We start from the raw sequence: 20,721 nt of genomic DNA on the forward strand, positions 1-20,721 counted from the left end.
CGGCGGCCGCGCTGCCCGCGCTGGAACCGGGCGCGCTGCCCGGGGCGGAACCGGGTGCGGCGGAGGGCGGGGTGGCCGCCGGGGCCGGCCGGCGGCCGTGGGCGGGCCGGTGGCCGTGGGCGGGCCGGGTCGGTCCTGCCGTGGTCAGTCGCATGCGGCGGTTCCTCGGTCCGGAAGGGCGGCGTGGCCCGCCGTCAGGGCCTCCGCGCGCAGGGCCGCCGCCCGCCGCAGCGCCTGCACCGTGGGGTCGTCGGGGCGGAGGCCGTCCGGGGCGCCGGAGTCGGCCGGCACCGGCCGGCGGTCCGGTCCGGGGGGCGGGACCGGGCCCGGGGAGCCGGCGGTGGGGGCCCCGGTGCCCGGGCCGTCCGCCGGGCGGTCGGCGGGGCACGTCCCCGAGGCGGCCGCGAGCACCGCCGCCACCGTGGTCAGCCCGCCCAGCTCGCCCCGCACGCCTCGGCCCAGTGCCTCCACCGAGCCCGCAGCACGGGCCCGCTCGCGGCAGTGGAACGCGAGCTCGCAGGCGGCCAGGCACTCCGGCGCGTACGCCGCGTCGACCGCGTCGACGGCGGCCGCGAGTTCGGCGGCCGGGCGGGTCGGGGTGCGGCCGTCGTCGGCCGGGCGCAGGTCGAAGGTGAGGTCCGCGGGGAGCGCCGCGGTGATCTCCTCGACCCGGGTCAGCCGGGTCAGCTGCCGCCGGGTCACCGAGAGCTGCTTGCGGACGTCCACCAGCTCGGCGGTGGGGAGGTTGGAGAAGTCCTTGGGGCACACCAGCAGCACCCGGTGGCGCACCCGCCGGGCGGCGGGGGGCGCCCCGGCGTCCGCGGAGTCCATGGGCCGGGGCTCCGGCGGGTCGTCCGTCCCGCCGCCCGGCGCGGCCTGGGCGGCCGGCCGGACCACGGTCAGCGCCGGACGGCCCGCCGGGGCCGCGGCGTCCGGGCCGGCGTCCGGGCCCAGCCGTTCCGCGACCCGCTCCAGGCCCAGCACGTAGACCGCCGCCTGCCGGGCGGCCGCCCCCACCTTGGCGGGGTCGGCCGCGCCGTCCACCACCGGAAAGGACTTGATCTCCACCACGGTCCAGCTGCCGTCCGGGTGGACCACCACCGCGTCCGGCTCCAGGAAGGACGGGGACCCGGCCACGTCCAGGCTGACCATGGGGTGGTCCAGCAGCGCCCAGCGGCCGGCCGCGGTCGCCTCCCGCAGGGCGAGGGCGGTACGCGCGGTGCGGCCCTCCGGTCCGAGCGCGGACAGGTCCGGGGTGTCGATCGCGCCCGGGACCGGGGCGGGCAGCCCGGCGGCCGCGCCGCCGAGGCGCTCGTAGAGCAGGTTCAGCAGCTCCGCGCCGCCGTCCGCCTTCACCCGGGCCTCGAACATGTTGCCCCGCTGGTGCGCGAACTGGGACTGCCCGAAGGTCGCCGGGGATCCCATGGCCCCGGCCAGCGCGCGCTTGTCCACCCCCGCGCCGTCCAGCAGGGTGCGGCGGCGGCAGCCGGGGTTGGCGGCCAGCGCGGCGAGCGCCCGGGCGTCCAGCGGGCGCGGTGCGACCGCGGGGCCGCGCAGCTCAGCGAGCCGCTGCCGCAGCCCCGTCACCGGCCTCGGCACCGGCCGGGAGGGCGGCTTCGGGGTCGTCGCCCCCTCGGTCGTGTCCGGCACGCTCGCCGCCGTGCTGTCGAGGGATGCGTTCGCGTTCACGCGCCGAAGTCTCGCATCCGGCACCGACAGAAGCGGTGCGGGTGGCGTTGCGCGGGGTGCCGGACCCGTCGTTGTCGGCCACCGCGGCCGGGGAGTCCGTGGTGCTCTGGGCCGGGATCCAGGCCCCTTCCGCCGCCGGTGCGGCCGCGTTCCGGTCCGCGGAGCGGTACCGGGCGAGCGCCCGGTCGGCGAGCCGCAGCGCGGGCCGCGCCAGCAGGGCGCCGACGCCCATCACGGCCATGCCCGCGACACCGTCCAGGAAGTAGTGGTTCGCGGTGCCCATCACCACGATGAGGATGGCGAGCGGGTACGCGACCGCGAGCGCCTTCGTCCACACCGACCGCCCGTACAGCCAGAGCGCCACACCGCACCACAGTGCCCACCCCACATGGAGGCTGGGCATGGCGGCGTACTGGTTGGTGAAGCCGCCCATGCCGCGGGGCGCGCTCGCCTCACCGCCCCACCAGCCGTACGAGGCGTACTGCGCCATGGTGTCGACGAAGCCGTGGCTGGCGTCGAGCAGCCGGGGCGGGCAGGTCGGCATCAGGGTGAAACCGATCAGGCCCATCATGGTGGACACCAGCAGCCAGGTCCGCATCAGGCGGTAGTGCGCCGGGCGGCGCCGCCACAGCCACACCAGGATCGCCGGCGTGAGCAGATAGTGCAGCGAGGCGTACACGAAGTCTGCCGGCACCCCGATCGAGGCGTGCTTGGTGAACAGGTCGTTGAGCGGCGTCTCGAAGTCCATGTTGACCGCCCGCTCGATGCGCAGGAGGCCCAGGCCGTGGTCGACCGCGGCGTCGACGTCGTCGCGGGCCAGCAGTCGGCCCGCCGAGTACGCGGCGTACACCACAGCGATCAGCGGCAGTTCGGTCCACCATCGTGGCCGACTGCCCGGCGCTGCTCCGGTCTGGGTCACGGTGTGGGGCATCCGGACGCTCTCCCAATTGATCAGGCGGGCCACATTTGGCGCGCATCAAACCGTACGGCGTAAGCGATGCGCTCCGTGCACCGCCCCCGGGGCTCCGCCGCTCGCGGCTGCCCGGATCGGGTGGTCGAAACCCTGGAAAAGGGCATGTTCCGCCGCACCTGAAATCTTCGGCACAGCCGTTCCACCGTGCACAAAGACGTCACGCCCGCCCCCGAGGTTGCATCTCGATCAGGTGAGCGATGATGGTGGGGCGACGTGGCGGATCTGTCGCCTCTGTCATGAATTTGTCGCGAAAATCACCTGAACCCGAAAGGCCCCTCCATGGCACCGCGCATCCTGCTGGCCCGGCACGGGCAGACGCAGTGGTCGCTGGCCGGCAAGCACACCGGTCGTACCGACATCCCGCTCCTCGACGAGGGGCGGCGCGGCGCCGGACTGCTGGGTGAGCGGCTGCGCCGGACCCCGTGGGACGGGCTGCCCGGCGTCGAGGTGCGGACCAGCCCGCTGGCGCGGGCCAAGGAGACGAGCGAACTGGCCGGGTTCGGGGACCGGGCGCAGGACTGGGACGCGCTGATGGAGTGGGACTACGGCGCGTACGAGGGCATGACGCCCGCGGAGATAGCCGCCGCCCGGCCGGGCTGGCTGATCTGGCGGGACGGGGTCCCGGAGGGGGAGACGCTGGCACAGGTCTCGGACCGCGCGGACGAGGTGGTGGCGTGGGCCCGCTCGGCCGACCGTGACGTCCTGGTCTTCGCCCACGGCCACATCCTGCGCACCCTCGCGGCCCGCTGGCTGGGTCTGGACGCGTCCTTCGCGGCCCGGCTGCGGCTGGAGCCGACCTCGCTGTCGATCCTCGGCTGGGCCTACGGCGACCCGGCGATCGAGCGCTGGAACGACACCGGCCACCTGGGCTGACCCCGGGCACCCGGGTCGCTGCCCGGCCCGCGGCCCGGAGCCGGCCGGCGCCGCCGGTCGTGCGCATCGGGGCCGCGGCCGCGCGGTCAGGCCGGCCGGGCGGCGAGCGAGGCCGGGCGCCCCAGGGCGGCGTGCCGGCTGAGGAAGTCCGCGACGGCGGCGCTGCGCCGGTGCGGCCGCAGCAGGTGGGCGGCGCCGTCGAGCATCGCCCGGACCCGCCCGGACCGCACCTGGCCCAGCAGGTCCACGGTGCGCCCCCCGGCGGCGGCGGCCTCGTCCGGGCGGCCGCCGCCGGCCAGGTCGCGGGCGAGCTCCACGGTGAACAGCGCGATGTTCCGGGTGAAGTGCGGGTCCTGCAGGGCCACCGCGCGCCGGGCGTGTTCGGCCGCGCGCGGCCAGTCGCCCAGCGCCGCCCAGCACTGCGCCTCCAGTCCGGCCAGCTCCGCCTCGCCGTAGAAGCTCATCCACTCCGGGTCGGCCGCCGAGGGCCCGCGGCCGAACAGCGACTCCGCCCGCAGCAGGGCGTTCTGGCAGGCGGCGCGGTCCGCGAGCCCGGCCCAGCCGCCCGCCTCACGGAGCGCGAGCAGCGACAGCAGCCGGGGTGAGGCGAGCCGCCGCGCGGCCTCCTGCGCGGCCTGCGCGGCGCGTACGGCTTCGCGGGGGCGGCCGGCGTCCCGGGCCAGGAAGGCGATGTTGGAGAAGGCGTGTGCCTCCAGCGGGCGGTCGTCGGCGACCCGGGCGGTGGCCAGCGCCTCGGCGTAGTAGGAGCGGGCGTCGCCGAACCGGCCGCAGTCGTGTGCCAGCCAGCCCACCGAGATGGCCAGTTCTCCGGCGCCGGTCTGGAGCCGCTCGGTGATGCCGGGGCGGTGGGTGCCGGAGTCGAGCAGCGCGTAGGCGGTGCGCAGCGGCCGGGCCGCCCGGGCGTACAGCCCGTCCGCGCCGAACCGGTCGTCGAAGAGCCGGATGTGGCGGACGGCCTCCTCGACGGCGGCGGCCTCCGGCTCGCCGACGCGGCGCCGGGAGCGGGCCGGCCCGCCGCCCCAGGTCGGGGCGGTCACGGCGGCCGGGCCGCCGGTCATGAACGCGCGGCGCAGCACGTCGCTCTCCTTGCACGGCTCTGAGGGGTACGGGGCGGGGGGACACGGGCCGGTCGGGTACGGGCCCGCGGGGAGCGGGTCCCAGGGCGGCGCGTCCGGCCGGGACGGCCGGGACGGCCGGAGTGGGGCGGAATCCGGCCACCGGCCGGACGGTGGCGGCGGGGTGGGCGCGGGGTCCGCCGCCGGGGGGCCGTCCGGTGCGGGCGGGGGCGCCGCCGTGCGGGGCCGGGGGCCGGGCGTGGCGGGCGGCGGGGGTGCCGGGGGCCGGCCGCCGGACCGGGCCGCGTGCCCGCGCACCGCCTCCCGCGGCACGAAGCCGAGGTCGGTCAGTGTGTGTCCGGGGAACATGTGCCGGAACACCCGCTCGTAGGCGTAGTTGGGGCAGCGGATGGCGCCGGATTCCACGCGCCCGATGTAGCGCGCGTCGCACGAGACCTGTTCGCCGATCTCGCGTGCGGCGCGCCGGACGGTCGCGGCGAACTCCGCCGCGGAGAGCTGTCCGCGCAGCCGCCGGAATGCCGTGTTGGGCCGTTGCGGCCCGGTCGAGGACCCGGGAAGCGGCGTCATGGCCCGGCCCTCTCCCTGCGGTGATGCCGTGTCGGCGGTGATGAACGGTACCGTCCACCTCTCCCGCAATAGCGGGAGTTTTGGCTACAAAACGGATATCTCGCCCTTGATCTGCCATGAACTGCCATCCTTTGTGGCGGCATTGCGCCGTAGCCGTTGACGTGGACGGGCGTTGGACTCCGTGACGAACGGGGCACGGCGGAGGAGGGGTTTCCCTTGATGAAGGCCGGAGTGCACAGCAGCGGAACCAGACCGGCGGACCGGTGTCCACCCGGCACCGAGCACGGTGCCCGCCCGGAGGGCGGCGCCGTCCGGCGATGCGATCTGGTCACGGTGCCCGCCCGCCAGGGGCTGGAGGCGGTGGACATCCTGCGGCTGCGGGTCGGCGTCGGCCCGGTGCTGCACGACGGCAGCCGCGACACCCTCGGCTTCCTGGTGCCGCCGGGCACCGCGGACCGCTGGGACCTGCCCGGCAGCGCCTGCACCGCGACGCACGGACTCCACGCCTGCCCGGAGGACCCGTACGCCGTCGCGCCGCCGGTGACCGGCACCGGGTGGCTGGTGCCGCCGGACGCCGCGGTCGCCGCGGCCACCGACCCCGAGGTGCTGCGCCAGGCCCTGGGCGAGGCGGCCCGCACCATCGAAGCCGTCGACCGCTGCCGGTGACCCGGGCCGTGCCGCCGGCGACCCGCCGGTGAAAGCCACCGGGCGCCGCGGGCGATACTGGACGGATGGCGAAGGAACGGCGGCGGAGCGGACGCGGGCGCGCCCCCGAACCGGTGACCGCGCCGGTCGGCGGCGGGCACGCCGAGCTGGTGCCCGACCGCGACCGGCCGCGCGGCTGGACCCTGCTGCTGGACGGCGCCCCGCAGTCCCATGTGGACCTGGACGACCCGTCGTACCTCGACTTCGCCTACCAGCGCCGGCTCGGGCACATCGCGGACCTCGCGGCCCCGCCCGGCCGGCCGGTCCACGCCGTCCACCTGGGCGGCGGGGCCTTCACCCTCGCCCGCTACATCGCGGCCACCCGGCCCCGCTCCACCCAGCAGGTCATCGAGGTGGACACCGAGCTGATCGGGTTCGTGCGCGGCGCGCTGCCGCTGGACCGCGGCTGGCGGATCCGGGTGCGCGGCGAGGACGCCCGGGCCGGCCTGCGCAAGGTGCCCGACGGATGGGCCGACCTGATCATCGCCGACGTCTTCAGCGGCGCCCGGACCCCGGCCCACCTCGGCAGCACCGAGTTCATGGGTGAGGTGCGGCGGGCGCTGCGGCCCGGCGGGCTGTACGCCGCCAACATCGCCGACGGCCCGCCGCTGGCGTACCTGCGGGCCCAGATCGCCACCGTCGGCACCGTCCTCCCCGAACTGTGCCTGACCGCCGACCCGGCCGTGCTCCGCGGCCGGCGCTTCGGGAACGCGGTGCTGCTCGCCTCCGACCGGGCGCTGCCGGTCGCCGAACTCACCCGCCGGTCGGCGAGCGACCCGCACCCCGCCCGGGTGGAACACGGCCGTCCGCTGGCCGACTTCACCGGCGGCGCGGCCCCGGTCACCGACGCCACCGCGGCCGCCTCCCCGGCCCCGCCGCCGGACGCCTTCCGCTGACCCCTCGCCACCGGCCGCCCCGGGCCCCGCCGCGGCGCCGCCCCCCGCGGTGCGGCCGGAGGGAACCGGCACGACAACTTCCGGCAACCGTGCTGCTGTTGAATGTCCCGGGCAACGGTCCGCCCGCACGGCGCGGCTGCCTCGCCCGTACGTACCACTGGAGGCGGAGAATGGCAGGTACCCGGCAGCGCGGCGGGGGGCGCCGCGGCAGGCCCACCCTGGAAGAGGTGGCCGCCCGGGCGGGGGTCGGACGGGGCACCGTATCCCGCGTGATCAACGGTTCCCCGAAGGTCAGCGACCGCACCCGCACCGCCGTCCAGCGGGCCGTCGCGGAACTCGGCTACGTGCCCAACCTGGCCGCCCGCGCGCTCGCCGGGAACCGCGCCGACGCGGTCGCCCTGGTCATCCCCGAACCGGAGACCCGGCTCTTCGCCGAGCCCTACTTCTCCGACATCATCCGCGGCGTGGGCGCCGCGCTCGCCGACACCGACCTGCAACTGCTGCTCACCCTCGTGCGCACCACCAAGGAACGGCAGCGGCTCGCCGACTACCTGCGCGCGCACCGGGTCGACGGGGTGTTGCTGGCCTCGGTGCACGCCGACGACCCGCTGCCCGACCTGCTGGACCGGATCGGCATGCCGGCGGTGCTCAGCGGGCGGCGCTCCGCGGACGAACCGGTGCCCTACGTGGACGCGGACAACCTCGGCGGGGCCCGCGCCGCGGTGGCCCACCTGCTCGCCCGCGGCCGCCGGACCGTGGCCACCATCACCGGGCCGCCGACCCTGTACGCCGCCCGGTGCCGGCTGGACGGCTACCGCGACGCGCTCCGGGCGGCCGGCCGGGAACCGGCGCCGGACCTGGTGGAGGCCGCCGACTTCACCGAGGAGGGCGGCCGCCGCGCCATGCGCGCGCTGCTCGACCGGCGCCCCGGCCTGGACGCGGTCTTCGCCGCGTCCGACGTGATGGCGGCGGGCGCCCGGCGGGCGCTGCGCGAGACCGGCCGCCGGGTCCCCGAGGACGTCGCGCTGGTGGGCTTCGACGACTCGGTCATCGCCCGGCACATGGACCCGCCGCTCACCAGCGTGCGGCAGCCGACCGAGGAGATGGGGCGGGTGATGGCCCGCTCCCTGGTGGAGCAGATCGAGGGCGGTCGCACCGGGTGCGGACGCCCGGCGCCCCGGCCGCAACTGGTCCTCCCCACCGAGCTGGTGGAGCGCCGGTCCACGTCCTGACCGGCCGCCGGCCGGCCCCCGCGACGGGCGCCCGGCCAGGGTTCAGGACCCGTCCGGCGCAGCCCGGGGCAGCTCCTGCTCCGCCCAGATGAGCTTGCCGCCCGGGATGTAGCGGGTGCCCCAGCGCCGGGTCAGCTGGGCCACCAGGAACAGACCGCGCCCGCCCTCGTCGGTGGTGCGGGCGTGCCGCAGCCGCGGCGAGGTGCTGCTGGCGTCGAAGACCTCGCAGATCAGCACCGACTGGCGGATCAGCCGCAGCCGGATCGGGCCGGTGGCGTGCCGGATCGCGTTGGTGACCAGCTCGCTGACCACCAGTTCGGTGGTGATCGCCAGCTCCTCCAGCCCCCACTCGGCGAGCCGCCGGTGGGCCATCGCCCGGGCGCCGCTGACCACCGCCGGGTCGCAGGCCAGCTCCCAGGAGGCCACCCGGTCCGCCGCCAGGCCCTGGGTCCGGGCCACCAGCAGCGCCACGTCGTCGGTCGGCGGGCCCGGCAGCATCTCGTCCACCACGGAGGTGCACAGGTCGTCCAGCGACCGGTGCGGCCGCGCCAGCGCCCGGCCGAACCGGCGCAGCCCGGCGTCCACGTCGTCCCCCGCGGAGGCGATCAGCCCGTCGGTGTAGAGGACGATCAGGCTGCCCTCGGCCGGCTCCAGCACGGCGGACTCGAACGGCATGCCGCCCAGCCCCAGGGGCGGCCCGGCGGGCAGCGCGGGGAACGTCACCGCTCCGCCGGGGTCCACGATCGCCGGCGCCGGGTGCCCGGCGCGGGCCATGGTGCACTGCCGGGTCACCGGGTCGTAGACCACGTACAGGCAGCCGGCGCCCAGTACGGCGTTGGCCACCGACTCGTCCTTCTCCTCCTCGGTCAGCCGGATGACCAGGTCGTCGAGGTGCGCCAGGAGTTCGTCGGGGGGCAGGTCCATGTCGGCGAGGGTGTGCACGGCGGTGCGGAGCCGGCCCATGGTCGCCGCCGCGGTGAGGCCGTGCCCGACCACGTCGCCCACCACCAGCGCCACCCGCGCCCCGGACAGCGGGATCACGTCGAACCAGTCCCCGCCGACGCCGCCCACCCCGCCCTGCGTCGCCGTCGGCAGATAGCGGGTGGCGACCTCCAGCGCGGTGCCGCCGGACAGTCCCTGCGGCAGCAGACTGCGCTGCAGGGCCAGCGCGGCGGCGTGCTCCCGGGTGTACCGGCGGGCGTTGTCCAGGGACATCGCGGCCCGGGCGACGAGTTCCTGCGCCAGCAGCAGGTCGTCGTCCTCGAACGGCTCCGGGGTCCTGGACCGGGCGAAGGTCACCACGCCCAGGACCGTGCCGCGGGCCCGCAGCGGCACCCAGATGCCCGAGTGCACCCCGTGCCGGCGGGTGCTCGCGGACCGCGCCGGGTCGTCCCGGAGCCAGGTGGGGCTGGAGTTCCGCGGGTCGATCGACTCGCGGTAGGAGCGCCCGTCGGCCACGCAGCGCTCGTACGGGGCGGTCTCCGGCGCGTCGATCGGGTCGCCGATGGCGACCACCGACTCCGGGCAGCCCTCGTGGATGGAGAGCTGGGCGGCGCGCCGCAGCTGCCCGCGGATGCCGGCCGGGCCGGGGGCGGGTTCGTCCCCGCGCAGCACCGCCTCCAGCAGGTCGACGGTGACGAAGTCGGCGATCCTCGGCACGGCGACCGCGGCCACCTCCTGTGCGGTGCGCAGCACGTCCAGGGTGGTGCCGAAGCGGGCGCCCGCCTCGTTCAGCAGGGCCAGCCGCTGCCGCGCCCGCCACCGGTCGGTGACGTCCATGACCAGGTAGTAGACGCCCATCACCTGGCCGTCGCCGTCGTGCAGCCGGAAGAACGAGGTGGAGTACACCCGCTGCCGGTCCGGGTCGGCGGGGGACCAGCCCTGGTACTCGTAGTCGACCACCGGTTCGCCGGTGGCCAGCACCCGGCGCATCTTCCCCTCGAGGGTCTCGGTGTCCAGGCCGGGCAGCGTCTCGCTCATCCGGCGCCCCAGCCGCTCCCGGCGGGGCACGCCGCCGAACCGCTCCAGCGTGTCGTTGAGCCAGACGTACCGCAGCTCGGGGTCGAGCACCGCCATGCCCAGCGGCGAGCTGGTCAGGAACCTCTCCAGCACGGCGCCGCTCACCGCCCAGGAGGGGGTGCTGGCCAGGTCGATCGCCGACACCAGCCACCGGCCGCGGCCGTCCGCCTCGGCCACCGCCGAGACCCGCACCCCGACGTCGACGCGGTGCCCGTCCCGGTGCCGGGCGGCGACGAGCCCGGCCCAGCTGCCGTTCGTCCGGCACTCCTCGGCCACGGCCCGGATCGCGGCGGCCTCTCCGGGGGAGGCCAGCAGCAGGGTCGCGGGCCGGCCGAGGACCTCGGACGGGGCATGGCCCAGCAGCCGCTGGGCGGCGCTCGTCCAGCCCACCACGGCGCCTGCGCCGTCGACCATCACCCAGGCTGCGGGCGCCATGTCGAACGGCGCGTACATCGACGCGACTGCGCCGGGACCGGCCATCGCGGAGTCCAATCGTGCGGCCTCGCTGCCTTTCATGCTAGGCCGCCGAGGTGCGAGACCGCATGGGCGGCGGGTACGGCGGCCCCCCCCGGCGTCCCCGATGCCCCGGTACCTCCGGCGTCCCGGAGTCCCCAGCGCCCCCAGCGCCCCCAGCGCCCCCAGCGCCCCCAGCGCCCCCGGCGCCTCCGGCGTCTCCGGCGCCTCCGGAGTCCCCGGCGCCTCCGGCGTCCCCGGCGTGCCGCGGCGGCCCTGGCGTCCGTGCCGCGGCCGCCGTCCCGGAGCCCGCCCGCCCGGGGCCGGGCTCCGGACCGGGCCGGCGGGGTGCCCGGAGCGGGCCGCCGGGCGGCCGCGGGGAGGCGGCGCGGCCCGGGCGGCCCGTCGCGGGTCAGCCCTCGGCGGGCACGGTCACGTCGACCGTGGCGCCGACGTACAGCGCGCCGTCCTCCTCGCCGACCTCGTAGCCGATGTCGACGTGGCGCACCACCAGCGGGCCGTGGCCGTGCAGATGGACGGTCTGGCCGACCTGCGGGATCGGCACCGGGGTCCGGGCGCCGAACCGGGCGATGGTGCCGGCGCCCTTGCCGTCGTGGTCGTAGGTGAATTCGATGTCGTACCGGGCCGGGCCGGTCGGCCTGCCGAGGTCCAGCCGGTCCAGTTCGCCGCGAGTGGCCTGCTTCTCGGCCTCGGCGACTTCTGAGATCACGTGGGGCAGCTCATGGGTCATGCCGTTCATCCTGCCCGCCCCGGGCACCGGGCGCGGCGCGCGGGGTCCCCCGGCGGCCCGGGGCGGCGCCCCCCGGCCCCGGGCGGCGCGTTCCCGGCCCGGTCCGCCGCGGGTGCCCGGGCCCGGCCCGCCCCGCGGGGGAGGACCAGGCCCGGAAAGCAATCAAGCTCCCGAACCGCTTGCGCGGTTCGGGAGCTTGATCCTTCAGGGTGAGTAACGGGACTCGAACCCGCGACATCCTGGACCACAACCAGGTGCTCTACCAGCTGAGCTATACCCACCATGACCGGTGCTTCGGTCTTTCTCCGCACCGGCCGAGAAAAAGTGTACAGGGTCTGAAGGGGTGCTCGCTCCCGGCTTTCCGGCCGCCGGGAGCGAGCACCCGTTCACCGCCCTCCGGCGGGCACCACGTACTTCGCCGCGATCTTCTTGGCGGTGTCCGAGTCCGGGCCGGGCTGCGGCTGGAAGACCGCCTCCCGGTAGTAGCGCAGCTCCGCGATGGATTCCCGGATGTCGGCCAGCGCCCGGTGGTTGCCGCTCTTCGGCGGACTGTTGAAGTACGCCCGCGGGTACCAGCGGCGGGCGAGCTCCTTGATCGAGGACACGTCCACGATCCGGTAGTGGAGATGCGCCTCCAGTTCCGGCATGTCGCGCAGCAGGAAGCCGCGGTCGGTGCCGACGGAGTTCCCGCACAGCGGGGCCTTGCCGGGCTCCGGGATGTGGGCGCGGACGTAGTCCAGGACCTGCCGCTGGGCGTCCGCCAGCGTCGTCCCGCCATCCAGCTCGGCGAGCAGCCCGGAGGCGGTGTGCATCTCGCGCACCACCTCCGGCATGGTGACCAGGGCCTCGGCCGGCGGACGTATCACGATGTCCACACCGTCACCCAGGATGTTCAGCTCCGAGTCGGTGACGAGTGCGGCCACCTCGATGAGCGCGTCGTCGGACAGCGAGAGCCCGGTCATCTCGCAGTCGATCCACACCATGCGATCGTTCATGCGTCTCACCCTACGGGGCGTTCTCGCTGCCCCGGCAGGGCCGGACGTCCCGACCCGCGCCCGGCCGCCTGTTCCGGCAGCCGGGAGGCGTACGCGTCCGACTCCGGCTTGCCCGGTTCCTGGCAGCCGCCGTGCCCGCCGTGCCCGCCGTGGCCCGGGTGCCCGCCCGGTCCGCCGTGCCCGCCGCCGTGCTGCGGATGGCCCGGCGGGGACAGCGGCCCGCCCGGACGCCGCAGCGGCGCCTGGGCCTCCGCCGGGCGCTGCTCACCGTGCTCCGCCCGGTCGACGGCGCCGCCCTGCGGACGACGCGCCCGGTACGCGGCCCGGTAGGCGGCGGGGGAGGACCCCAGCTGCCGCCGGAAGTGGCCGCGCAGCGCCACCGGCGACCGGAACCCGCACCGGCCGGCGACCTCGTCGACCGAGTAGTCGGAGGTCTCCAGCAGCCGCTGGGCCTGCAGCACCCGCTGAGTGATCAGCCACTGCAGTGGAGCGCTCCCAGTGAGCGAGCGGAACCGCCGGTCGAACGTACGGCGGCTCATGTAGGCACGGGCGGCCAGCGCCTCGACGTCGAACTGCTCGTGGAGGTGCTCCAGCGCCCAGGCGACGACCTCGGCGAGCGGGTCGGCGCCGATCTCCTCCGGTAAAGACCTGTCCAGGTAGCGCTCCTGCCCGCCGGTGCGGCGCGGCGGCACGACGAGCCGGCGGGCCAGGGCCCCCGCGGCGTCGGCGCCGTGGTCGGTGCGCACGATGTGCAGGCACAGGTCGATCCCGGCGGCGGTCCCCGCCGAGGTCAGCACGTCGCCGTCGTCCACGAACAGTTCCCGCGGGTCCACATGGACCGACGGGTACCGCTTGGCGAGCGTGGGCGCGTACATCCAGTGTGTGGTCGCCGGGCGCCCGTCCAGCAGCCCGGCCGCCGCCAGCACGAAGGCCCCGGTGCACAGCCCGACGATGCGCGCGCCTTCCTCGTGCGCACGCCGCAGCGCGTCCAGCGCGGCGGTCGGTGGTGGCTGTGTGATGGAGCGCCACGCCGGTACGACGACGGTGCCGGCCCGGGAGAGTGCCTCCAGGCCGTACGGGGCGGTCAGTTCCAGTCCGCCGGTCGTTCGCAGTGGCACATCTTCACCCGCGCACACGAGCAATCGGTAGCGCGGCACTCCCGCGTCCTGGCGGTCGATGCCGAAGACGGAGAGCGGGATGGAGCTCTCGAATATAGGGCCGCCGCTGAAGAGCAGCACGGCGACGATTTCTCGTCGTCGGCGCCCGGAGAGCTTACGCGAGGTCTCCGGTACGGTTGTGGAGTCCTGGCTCATGGATCTAAGCCCCCCTCGGTGGTCGCGTCCTCTCGGTCCTGCACGTTTCCCCTCGGTCCTGAACGGTTCCCCCGCCGGTCATCGCCAAGATCGAATCTACTGTGTCGCGTGTGGTCGCCGTGACCAGTTCACCACCCGCTACTAAGTCGACATGACAACTTGGCGCGAAGCATTCGATCACGAAGCGTTGCACTCGTGGGCCCCGCTGGGAAGTGCGCCTATGGCCGGCGCCCACTCCGCGTAGGGGGCCAGCTCGGCCCAGACCCCTTTCCTCGCTGGTGGGAGCGGGGGTGAGCGGGGTGTTTGCCAAGGGAAGAAGTCTGGCGCGAAGTTGGCCGAAAAGAAGTGGAAGCACACGGGGGCTCGGATGGCCTGCCCGGCGCACGCCCGCTTCCTGGTCGAGTCGTGGAACGCGCCCCCGGAGCGCTGTGAGCGGCCGTGGCGGCCCCGGGGCGGGCACGGAAGGTCGCCGTGCGGGTGCGGAGTGCGATCGGCCGTCAGGCGGCCGTCCGCCCCCTCCTGAGGGGCGTCCGGGCGGCCCGGGGGCGGGTCGGGGCGACCGGTGGGCCGGAACCACCGGGCTTCGGCCCGGTTCCTCGGCGGTGGCGGCTACCCGGTCGGGCCGAACCTCGGAGGACGGCTCGACGGCCGCTCGGCGTACGCCAGCGGGACACTCGGGGGCATTGCGCTCCGGGGCCGCCCTCCGGCATGCTCCGGGGAACGCCCCGGGCGTCCCACCCCCATGGGGCGGCGTCTGGGCGGGCGGGGAGTGGAGCCGTACCCTTGGGGGTATGGGCTTGAAAAGATGAATCCCGGACGGATTCCTCCGTTCGAACGCGATTCATCGAACCGCCAGAGCCCGCAGACCGTCGACAACTTCAACCAGAGCCCACCGCCGTTCCCTCCGCAAGAGGACTTTCTTCGCCGAGACACCGATGGCCGGTTACGAATTCCCCGAACCCGCGGACCGCAAGAGGGTCGCCGATCACGACGCGCACCCCGAAGCGGCGGAAGAATCACGCCATTCCTGCGATCCGGCGTTCCAGCACGGCGTCGTGGTCGGATTCGACGGTTCCACATCGAGCGAACGCGCCCTCGCGTACGCGATCGGGATGGCCCGGCGCTCCCGCTCCGGACTGATCATCGTGCATGTCGCCAACCGGCTCCCGACGACCGTGTGGGCCGGCTGCGAACCGCCGGTCTTCGTCGATGTGCCGGACCACCGCACCGAGGTGCTGGGCCTCGAACTCGCCTGCGCGGACCACCTCGCGGAGGTGCCGTGGATCCTCGTGGAGCGGGGCGGCGACATCTGCCACGAACTGGAGGAGGTCGGCCGGGAGTACGAGGCCGACGCCATCGTGGTGGGCTCCACGCACGGTCTGGTGGGGCGCATCTTCGGCTCGGTGGCGGGGCGGCTGGCGCGCCGCGCCCAGCGTCCGGTCGTCGTCATCCCGTAGCGGCCCGGCTCCCGCCCGGCTCGCCGGCCTGTCGTCCGGTGTCCGGGTTTTCCGGCAGGTGGGCGGAGTGTGCCGGGGAATCAGAGTCGACAAATCTACCCGCGCGTAGAGGTGGATCGCGGGCCGGTGACGGGTACACCTCCGTCACCGTTCCTGTGTGCCGCCCGTCGTCCGGGGCTGACGGACCCCGGACGGGCGGCCATCGGCCGGCGGAGGGCGACGCCGGCAACGGAGGCGGGCCCCGCGTGCGTGGTGGCACATGCGGGGCCCGCCTCCGTCGTCGTACCGGGCCGGCGCGGCCGGTGCCGGGGCACGGCCGCGGACGGGCCGGGCACCGGCGGCCGCCCGGCCCGGGTGCCGCGGCCGTCCGGCCGGACCGGGTGCCGCCGGCCCGCGGCGACTACTCGACGGTGACGGACTTCGCCAGGTTGCGCGGCTTGTCGATGTCCCGGCCGAGCGCCAACGCCGTGTGGTAGGCGAGGAGTTGCAGCGGAATACCCATCAGGATCGGGTCCAGCTCGACCTCGTTCTTCGGCACCAGGATGGTGTGGTCGGCCTTCTCCTGCTCCTGGTGCGCGACCGCGACGATCCTGCCGCTGCGGGCCTTGATCTCCTCCAGCGCCGCGCGGTTCTTCTCCAGCAGGTCGTCGTCCGGGACGATCGCCACCGTCGGCAGCGCGGGCTCGATGAGCGCGAGCGGACCGTGCTTCAGCTCGGAGGCCGGGTACGCCTCGGCGTGGATGTAGGAGATCTCCTTGAGCTTCAGGGACGCCTCCAGCGCCACCGGGTAGCCGCGCACCCGCCCGATGAACATCATGCTCTTCGCGTCCGCATACTCATGGGCGAGCTTCTCGATCTCCGGCTCCTGCGCCAGGATCTCCGAGATCTGCTCCGGCAGCCTGCGCAGGCCCGCGATGAGCCGCTTGCCGTCGGCCACCGACAGGTCGCGGATCCGGCCGAGGTGCAGGGCGAGCAGGGCGAAGGCGACCACCGTGTTGGTGAAGCACTTGGTGGAGACCACGCAGACCTCGGGGCCCGCGTGGACGTACACGCCGCCGTCGGTCTCGCGGGCGATCGCCGATCCCACCACGTTGACCACGCCCAGCACCCGGGCGCCCTTGCGCTTGAGCTCCTGCACGGCCGCCAGCACGTCGTAGGTCTCACCGGACTGGGAGACCGCCACGTAGAGCGTGTCGGGGTCCACCACCGGGTTGCGGTAGCGGAACTCCGAGGCGGGCTCGGCGTCGGCGGGGATCCGGGCCAGCTCCTCGATCAGCTGAGCCCCGATCAGCCCGGCGTGGTAGGAGGTGCCGCAGCCGAGGATCTTGACCCGGCGCACCCCGCGGGCCTCCCGCGCGTCCAGGTTGAGGCCGCCCAGGCGGACGGTGGAGAACCGGTCGTCGATCCGGCCGCGCAGCACCCGGTCGACGGCGTCCGGCTGCTCGCTGATCTCCTTGTGCATGTACGTGTCGTGGCCGCCCATGTCGTACGACTCGGCCTCCCACTCCACGGTGGTCGGCGTCGCGGAGGTGCGGGAGCCCTCGGTGGTGTACGTGCGGAAGTCGTCGGCCTTGAGGGTGGCCATCTCGCCGTCGTCCAGGGTCACCACCTGGCGGGTGTGGCTGATCAGCGCGGCGACGTCGGAGGCGACGAACATCTCCTTCTCGCCGATGCCCAGCACCACGGGGGAGCCGTTGCGGGCCACCACGATGCGGTCCGGGAAGTCGGCGTGCAGCACGGCGATGCCGTACGTGCCCTCGATCAGGGCGAGGGCGGTGCGGACCTTCTCCTCCAGCGTCTCGGCCTGCGAGCGGCCGATGAGGTGGGCGAGCACCTCGGAGTCGGTCTCGGAGACCATCTCCACGCCGTCGGCGACCAGCTTGGCGCGCAGCTCGGAGGCGTTGTCGATGATCCCGTTGTGGACGATCGCGACCTTGCCGTCCGCGTCCAGGTGCGGGTGGGCGTTGACGTCGTTGGGCGCGCCGTGGGTGGCCCAGCGGGTGTGCGCGATGCCCACGGTGCCGGCGAACCGCTTGGGGAGCCTGCTCTCCAGCTCGCGGACCCGGCCCTTGGCCTTGGCGGTCTTCAGCCCGCCCGACTTGCCGTGGATGACCACGCCGGCGGAGTCGTAGCCGCGGTACTCCAGGCGCTGCAGCCCCTCCAGCAGCAGCGGAGCGACATCACGCTTCCCGATATATCCGACGATCCCGCACATGCGTATCGACCCTCCCAGATCGTTCGTTCCCTGAACCGTCCGGCCACCGCCCGGCTCCCGTGTCCCGGCCGGACCTCCCGGTCCGTCCGGCCTCCCGGTCCGGCCGCCGGCCGCGGTCAGCCGTAGACCATGCGGCGCAGCTGCCGGAGCGAGAGCTCGGGCGGTGCCACCGCGCGGTGCGGCAGCTCCGCCGCGATCCGCTCGAAGATGTCCGTGTTGGTGAGCCCGCCGGACTGCAGCTCGCGGTGGCGGCGGCGGACGAATTCCTCGGTCGTCTCGTCGAAGTACGCCAGTACGTCCAGCACCACCCGGGCGGCCTCGCCGCGGCTGAGCGGCGTGCTGCGCACCAGGTGGTCGAGGAGATCCTCGTGGGACGAGGGCGTACGGCGTTCGAGCACCCGTTGATACTGAGGGGAAACGCAGAGTTTCGCAAGAATCCTGCCCGATTTCGGGCAGGCGGGTGATGGAAGATGTACCCGGGGGCGACGAAGGGGGCGGGAACACCGGCCAACGGGCGGGGCGGGCGGGCGCCCGTGCCGGAGGCCCAGGGGGCTAGAAGCGGCGCAGTACGGCCTGCTTGGCGGCGGTGAACTCCTCCTCGGTCAGCACCCCGCCCTGCCGCAGCTCCCCCAGCTCCCGGAGCCTGCGCAGCAGCGCGTCATGATCGTCCTGGCCGCCCCCGGTGCCGCCGTCGGCCGCGGACCCCCCGGCGGCGCCCACCGCCGGGGCCGCCACGGCGGGCGCGGCGGGATGCGGCAGCCGGGCGATCACCGCCGCCCCGACCAGGGCCATCACCGGGTCCTTGCGGAAGCCGTACAGCTCCACGGCGTGCGGGTCGTACTTCGCCGGGGCCTTCGTCGACGCCTTGCCGACGACGAACCGGAGGTACCCGTTCTCCAGCCCCATGGCCGGCAGCCACTCCACCGCGTCGACGTCCGCCACCGAGAAGGTGCGGGTCCCCGCCGACTTCTTCGACTCCTCGGTCTTCCAGTTCCACTCCAGCCGGATCCGGTCGCCGTCGAAGGAGGCGGTGCCGTCGCCCGCCGACACGGTCAGCGGAACGGCCGGGCCGGGCAGCAGGAAGCGGTCGCACGGCCCGGCGGGCACCTGATCGAGCAGCAGCGCGTTCCGCACCTCGTCCACGAAGTACTCGGCCACCCCGGTACGGTCCGGCTCCACGCTCAGCTGGTACGGATCGGCGGCGTCCGGCAGCTTGCCCCGGGTGGCCAGCAGCAGCGGGTCGGCCCCCTCGCGCAGCCGCAGCCGCAGCCGCCCCGACTTCCGGCCCGGTTCGTACGCGACGCCCGCCAGGGCCGCCAGGGGCACCGTCAGCTCACCGAGCGTCTGCCGGGTCAGGTGCACGCCCTTGTCCCGGCCGGGCACGATGCGCACCGTCTCCCCGTCGAAGGTCCACGTGCCGTCGCGCTGGATGATCTCCGCCATGGAGTGAATTCTGACAGCCGGATGGCGGGTCTGCGGGCGCGGGCCGGGCAGTGCCTTGACCCTCCGAGGGGCACGCGGTACCCAGGGGCGGTCGGACGCTTCATCCCCTCACCCCCGCACGCAGTTCCTTGAAGGGACCGCTCATGCCACGACGTCGCGCCCCACACCATTCCACCCGCCCCCGGGCCCGGCTGCCCCGCCTGCTCGGCGCCCTGCTGCTGGCCGCCTCCGGGGTCGGTGCCGCGGCCGCCGAGGCGGCGCCCGCCCCGCCCGGGCCGCGGGCCGCCGCCGACCCGCTGAAGCGGGTGGTGCCCGCCCCGGCCTCGGTCACCAGCGGCAAGAACCCGTACACCATCGGCGGCGGCACCCGGATCCGGGTGCCGCGGGACTCGGCCGCCGCCCGGCGGGTCGGGGACCAGCTGGCGGCGCTGCTCCGCCCGTCCACCGGGCACCCGCTGCCGGTCACCACGGCGGACGGCCCGGACGGCATCCGGCTGCGGCTGGCCACCACCGGACCCGAGGCGCGAGGCCTGGGCGCCGAGGGCTACCGGCTGCGGACCGACGCCCGCTCGGTCACCCTCACCGCCCGCGCCTCCGCCGGGCTCTTCCACGGGATGCAGACGCTCCGGCAACTGCTCCCCGCCACCGTGGAGAGCCGCACCCGGCAGTCCGGGCCCTGGCAGGTACCCGGCGGCACCATCACCGATGTGCCGCGCTACGCCTACCGCGGCGCCATGCTCGACGTGTCCCGCCACTTCTTCACCGTCGAGCAGGTCAAGCGCTACATCGACCAGCTCGCCCTGTACAAGATCAACAAGCTTCATCTCCACCTCTCCGACGACCAGGGCTGGCGGATCGCCGTCGACTCCTGGCCCCGGCTGGCGACCTACGGCGGAAGCACCCAGGTCGGCGGCGGCCGCGGCGGCCACTACACCAAGGACGACTACCGCGAGATCGTGCGGTACGCGCAGAGCCGCTATCTGACCGTGGTGCCCGAGATCGACATGCCCGGCCACACCAACGCGGCCCTCGCCTCCTACGCCAAGCTCAACTGCGACGGCGTCGCCCCGCCGCTGTACACCGGCACCCAGGTCGGCTTCAGCTCGCTGTGCGTGGCCAAGGAGGTGACGTACGACTTCGTGGACGACGTCATCAGGGAACTCGCCGAGCTGACTCCGGGGCCGTATCTGCACATCGGCGGCGACGAGGCCCACTCCACCAGCCACGCCGACTACGTCGCCTTCATGGACCGGGTACAGCCGGTCGTGGCCAAGTACGGCAAGACGGTCATCGGCTGGCACCAGCTGACCGGGGCACGGCCCGCCAAGGGCGCGATCGCCCAGTACTGGGGCCTGACCGGCCGGGAGAAGGAGGTCACCGAAGCGGCCAGGGCGGGCACCAGGATCATCCTCTCGCCCGCCAACCGCGCCTACCTGGACATGAAGTACACCAAGGACACCCCGCTGGGCCTGGACTGGGCGGGGCTGGTCGAGGTGCGGCAGTCCTACGGCTGGGACCCGGGCAACTATCTCAAGGACGCGCCGTCCACCGCGATCCTGGGCGTCGAGGCGCCCCTGTGGTCGGAGACCATCTCGACCAGCGACCACATCGAGTACCTGGCCTTCCCCCGGCTGGCGGGCATCGCCGAACTCGGCTGGTCCCCGGCGGCCCGGCACGACTGGGACGCCTTCCGGGAACGGCTGGGTGCCCAGGGCCCGCGCTGGTCCGTGCTGGGCATCGACTACTACCGCTCCCCGCAGATCCCCTGGGCCGGGCGCTGACCCGCAGCCGGTCCGGGCGGGGGAGTGGCCGGGGCCGGCCGACGGCCTCCGGCTCCGCGGCCGACCGGGGGCGCCGGCCGGCGCCTGAGCCGGCTGCGCCCGCCGCCCGCTCGACGGCCGGCCCCGCCCGCACCGGGCCGGGGCCGGCCGCAGTCCGCCGCGCGGCTGCCTGTGCCGGGCGGAGCCTTGCCCGCCCGGCATGGGGACGCGGTGCGGGGGCCAGCCCCCGGCGAGGGCTCCCTCGTTGGGGGCCCCTGGGCGT

General features: G+C 75.1%; 16 protein-coding genes and 1 tRNA gene. 6 read left to right on the forward strand and 11 right to left on the reverse strand.

All coding sequences use genetic code 11. The annotated features are described in order from the left end of the window. Positions 1–144 precede the first annotated feature (144 nt). Together ACH4B3_RS18185 and ACH4B3_RS18190 are read right to left on the reverse strand one after the other, a co-directional pair. Positions 145–1,599 carry a hypothetical protein gene (locus tag ACH4B3_RS18185; protein ID WP_398464152.1) on the reverse strand — a complete coding sequence of 485 codons (1,455 nt, stop codon included), beginning with the start codon at positions 1,597–1,599 and terminating at the stop codon, positions 145–147. Continuing rightward, complete coding sequence (locus tag ACH4B3_RS18190) at positions 1,559–2,620, reverse strand: phosphatase PAP2 family protein (protein WP_398463874.1); 1,062 nt, start codon at positions 2,618–2,620, stop codon at positions 1,559–1,561. The genes ACH4B3_RS18185 and ACH4B3_RS18190 overlap by 41 nt, the downstream gene beginning before the upstream one ends. A 321-nt stretch (positions 2,621–2,941) precedes the next feature. Between ACH4B3_RS18190 and ACH4B3_RS18195 the strand changes: the two genes are divergently transcribed. Further along, positions 2,942–3,535: a histidine phosphatase family protein gene (locus tag ACH4B3_RS18195; RefSeq protein ID WP_398463875.1), complete on the forward strand. Its 594-nt coding sequence runs from the start codon at positions 2,942–2,944 to the stop codon at positions 3,533–3,535. A gap of 86 nt (positions 3,536–3,621) precedes the next feature. Here ACH4B3_RS18195 and ACH4B3_RS18200 read toward each other — a convergent pair whose 3' ends face one another. After that, on the reverse strand, positions 3,622–5,199 hold the full coding sequence (locus ACH4B3_RS18200) for a tetratricopeptide repeat protein (RefSeq protein ID WP_398463876.1): 1,578 nt from the start codon (positions 5,197–5,199) through the stop codon (positions 3,622–3,624). 219 nt (positions 5,200–5,418) lie between these two features. Between ACH4B3_RS18200 and ACH4B3_RS18205 the strand changes: the two genes are divergently transcribed. From ACH4B3_RS18205 to ACH4B3_RS18215, 3 genes are all read left to right on the forward strand, one after another. Beyond that, complete coding sequence (locus ACH4B3_RS18205) at positions 5,419–5,865, forward strand: hypothetical protein (protein ID WP_398464154.1); 447 nt, start codon at positions 5,419–5,421, stop codon at positions 5,863–5,865. Positions 5,866–5,930: 65 nt separating this feature from the next. Beyond that, positions 5,931–6,800, forward strand: a complete 870-nt coding sequence (locus tag ACH4B3_RS18210; RefSeq protein WP_398463877.1) for a spermidine synthase — start codon at positions 5,931–5,933, stop codon at positions 6,798–6,800. A gap of 170 nt (positions 6,801–6,970) precedes the next feature. Next, positions 6,971–8,032, forward strand: a complete 1,062-nt coding sequence (locus ACH4B3_RS18215; protein ID WP_398463878.1) for a LacI family DNA-binding transcriptional regulator — start codon at positions 6,971–6,973, stop codon at positions 8,030–8,032. 42 nt (positions 8,033–8,074) lie between these two features. Here ACH4B3_RS18215 and ACH4B3_RS18220 read toward each other — a convergent pair whose 3' ends face one another. The 5 genes from ACH4B3_RS18220 to ACH4B3_RS18240 all read right to left on the reverse strand — a co-directional run bounded on the left by ACH4B3_RS18220 (position 8,075) and on the right by ACH4B3_RS18240 (position 13,563). Further along, positions 8,075–10,531 carry a SpoIIE family protein phosphatase gene (locus ACH4B3_RS18220; protein ID WP_398464156.1) on the reverse strand — a complete coding sequence of 819 codons (2,457 nt, stop codon included), beginning with the start codon at positions 10,529–10,531 and terminating at the stop codon, positions 8,075–8,077. 385 nt (positions 10,532–10,916) lie between these two features. Further along, positions 10,917–11,255: a hypothetical protein gene (locus ACH4B3_RS18225; protein ID WP_398463879.1), complete on the reverse strand. Its 339-nt coding sequence runs from the start codon at positions 11,253–11,255 to the stop codon at positions 10,917–10,919. A gap of 208 nt (positions 11,256–11,463) precedes the next feature. Further along, a tRNA-His gene (locus ACH4B3_RS18230) sits at positions 11,464–11,536 on the reverse strand. 105 nt (positions 11,537–11,641) lie between these two features. After that, positions 11,642–12,250 (reverse strand): oligoribonuclease, encoded by a 609-nt coding sequence (gene orn, locus ACH4B3_RS18235; protein ID WP_398463880.1) that lies wholly within the window; start codon positions 12,248–12,250, stop codon positions 11,642–11,644. 5 nt (positions 12,251–12,255) lie between these two features. Next, the gene (locus tag ACH4B3_RS18240) at positions 12,256–13,563 is read right to left on the reverse strand and encodes a helix-turn-helix domain-containing protein (protein WP_398463881.1); all 1,308 of its coding nucleotides are present in this window, start codon (positions 13,561–13,563) and stop codon (positions 12,256–12,258) included. 935 nt (positions 13,564–14,498) lie between these two features. On the opposite strand from ACH4B3_RS18240, the gene ACH4B3_RS18245 reads away from it, so the two are divergent. After that, positions 14,499–15,020, forward strand: a complete 522-nt coding sequence (locus ACH4B3_RS18245) for a universal stress protein (RefSeq protein WP_398463882.1) — start codon at positions 14,499–14,501, stop codon at positions 15,018–15,020. A gap of 400 nt (positions 15,021–15,420) precedes the next feature. Here the strand turns inward: ACH4B3_RS18245 and glmS are convergent, their stop codons facing one another. From glmS to ACH4B3_RS18260, 3 genes are all read right to left on the reverse strand, one after another. Next, a complete protein-coding gene (gene glmS, locus ACH4B3_RS18250) occupies positions 15,421–17,235 on the reverse strand; it encodes a glutamine--fructose-6-phosphate transaminase (isomerizing) (protein ID WP_398463883.1) in 1,815 nt (604 codons plus the stop codon). Between the two features lie 116 nt (positions 17,236–17,351). Further along, positions 17,352–17,633 carry a hypothetical protein gene (locus ACH4B3_RS18255; protein WP_398463884.1) on the reverse strand — a complete coding sequence of 94 codons (282 nt, stop codon included), beginning with the start codon at positions 17,631–17,633 and terminating at the stop codon, positions 17,352–17,354. 154 nt (positions 17,634–17,787) lie between these two features. Continuing rightward, on the reverse strand, positions 17,788–18,678 hold the full coding sequence (locus tag ACH4B3_RS18260; RefSeq protein ID WP_398463885.1) for a DUF4429 domain-containing protein: 891 nt from the start codon (positions 18,676–18,678) through the stop codon (positions 17,788–17,790). Positions 18,679–18,821: 143 nt separating this feature from the next. On the opposite strand from ACH4B3_RS18260, the gene ACH4B3_RS18265 reads away from it, so the two are divergent. Next, a complete protein-coding gene (locus ACH4B3_RS18265) occupies positions 18,822–20,459 on the forward strand; it encodes a beta-N-acetylhexosaminidase (RefSeq protein WP_398463886.1) in 1,638 nt (545 codons plus the stop codon). The last annotated feature ends 262 nt before the right edge of the window (positions 20,460–20,721 follow it).

Source organism: Streptomyces sp. NPDC018031, assembly GCF_044327625.1.
GTDB lineage: Bacteria > Actinomycetota > Actinomycetes > Streptomycetales > Streptomycetaceae > Streptomyces.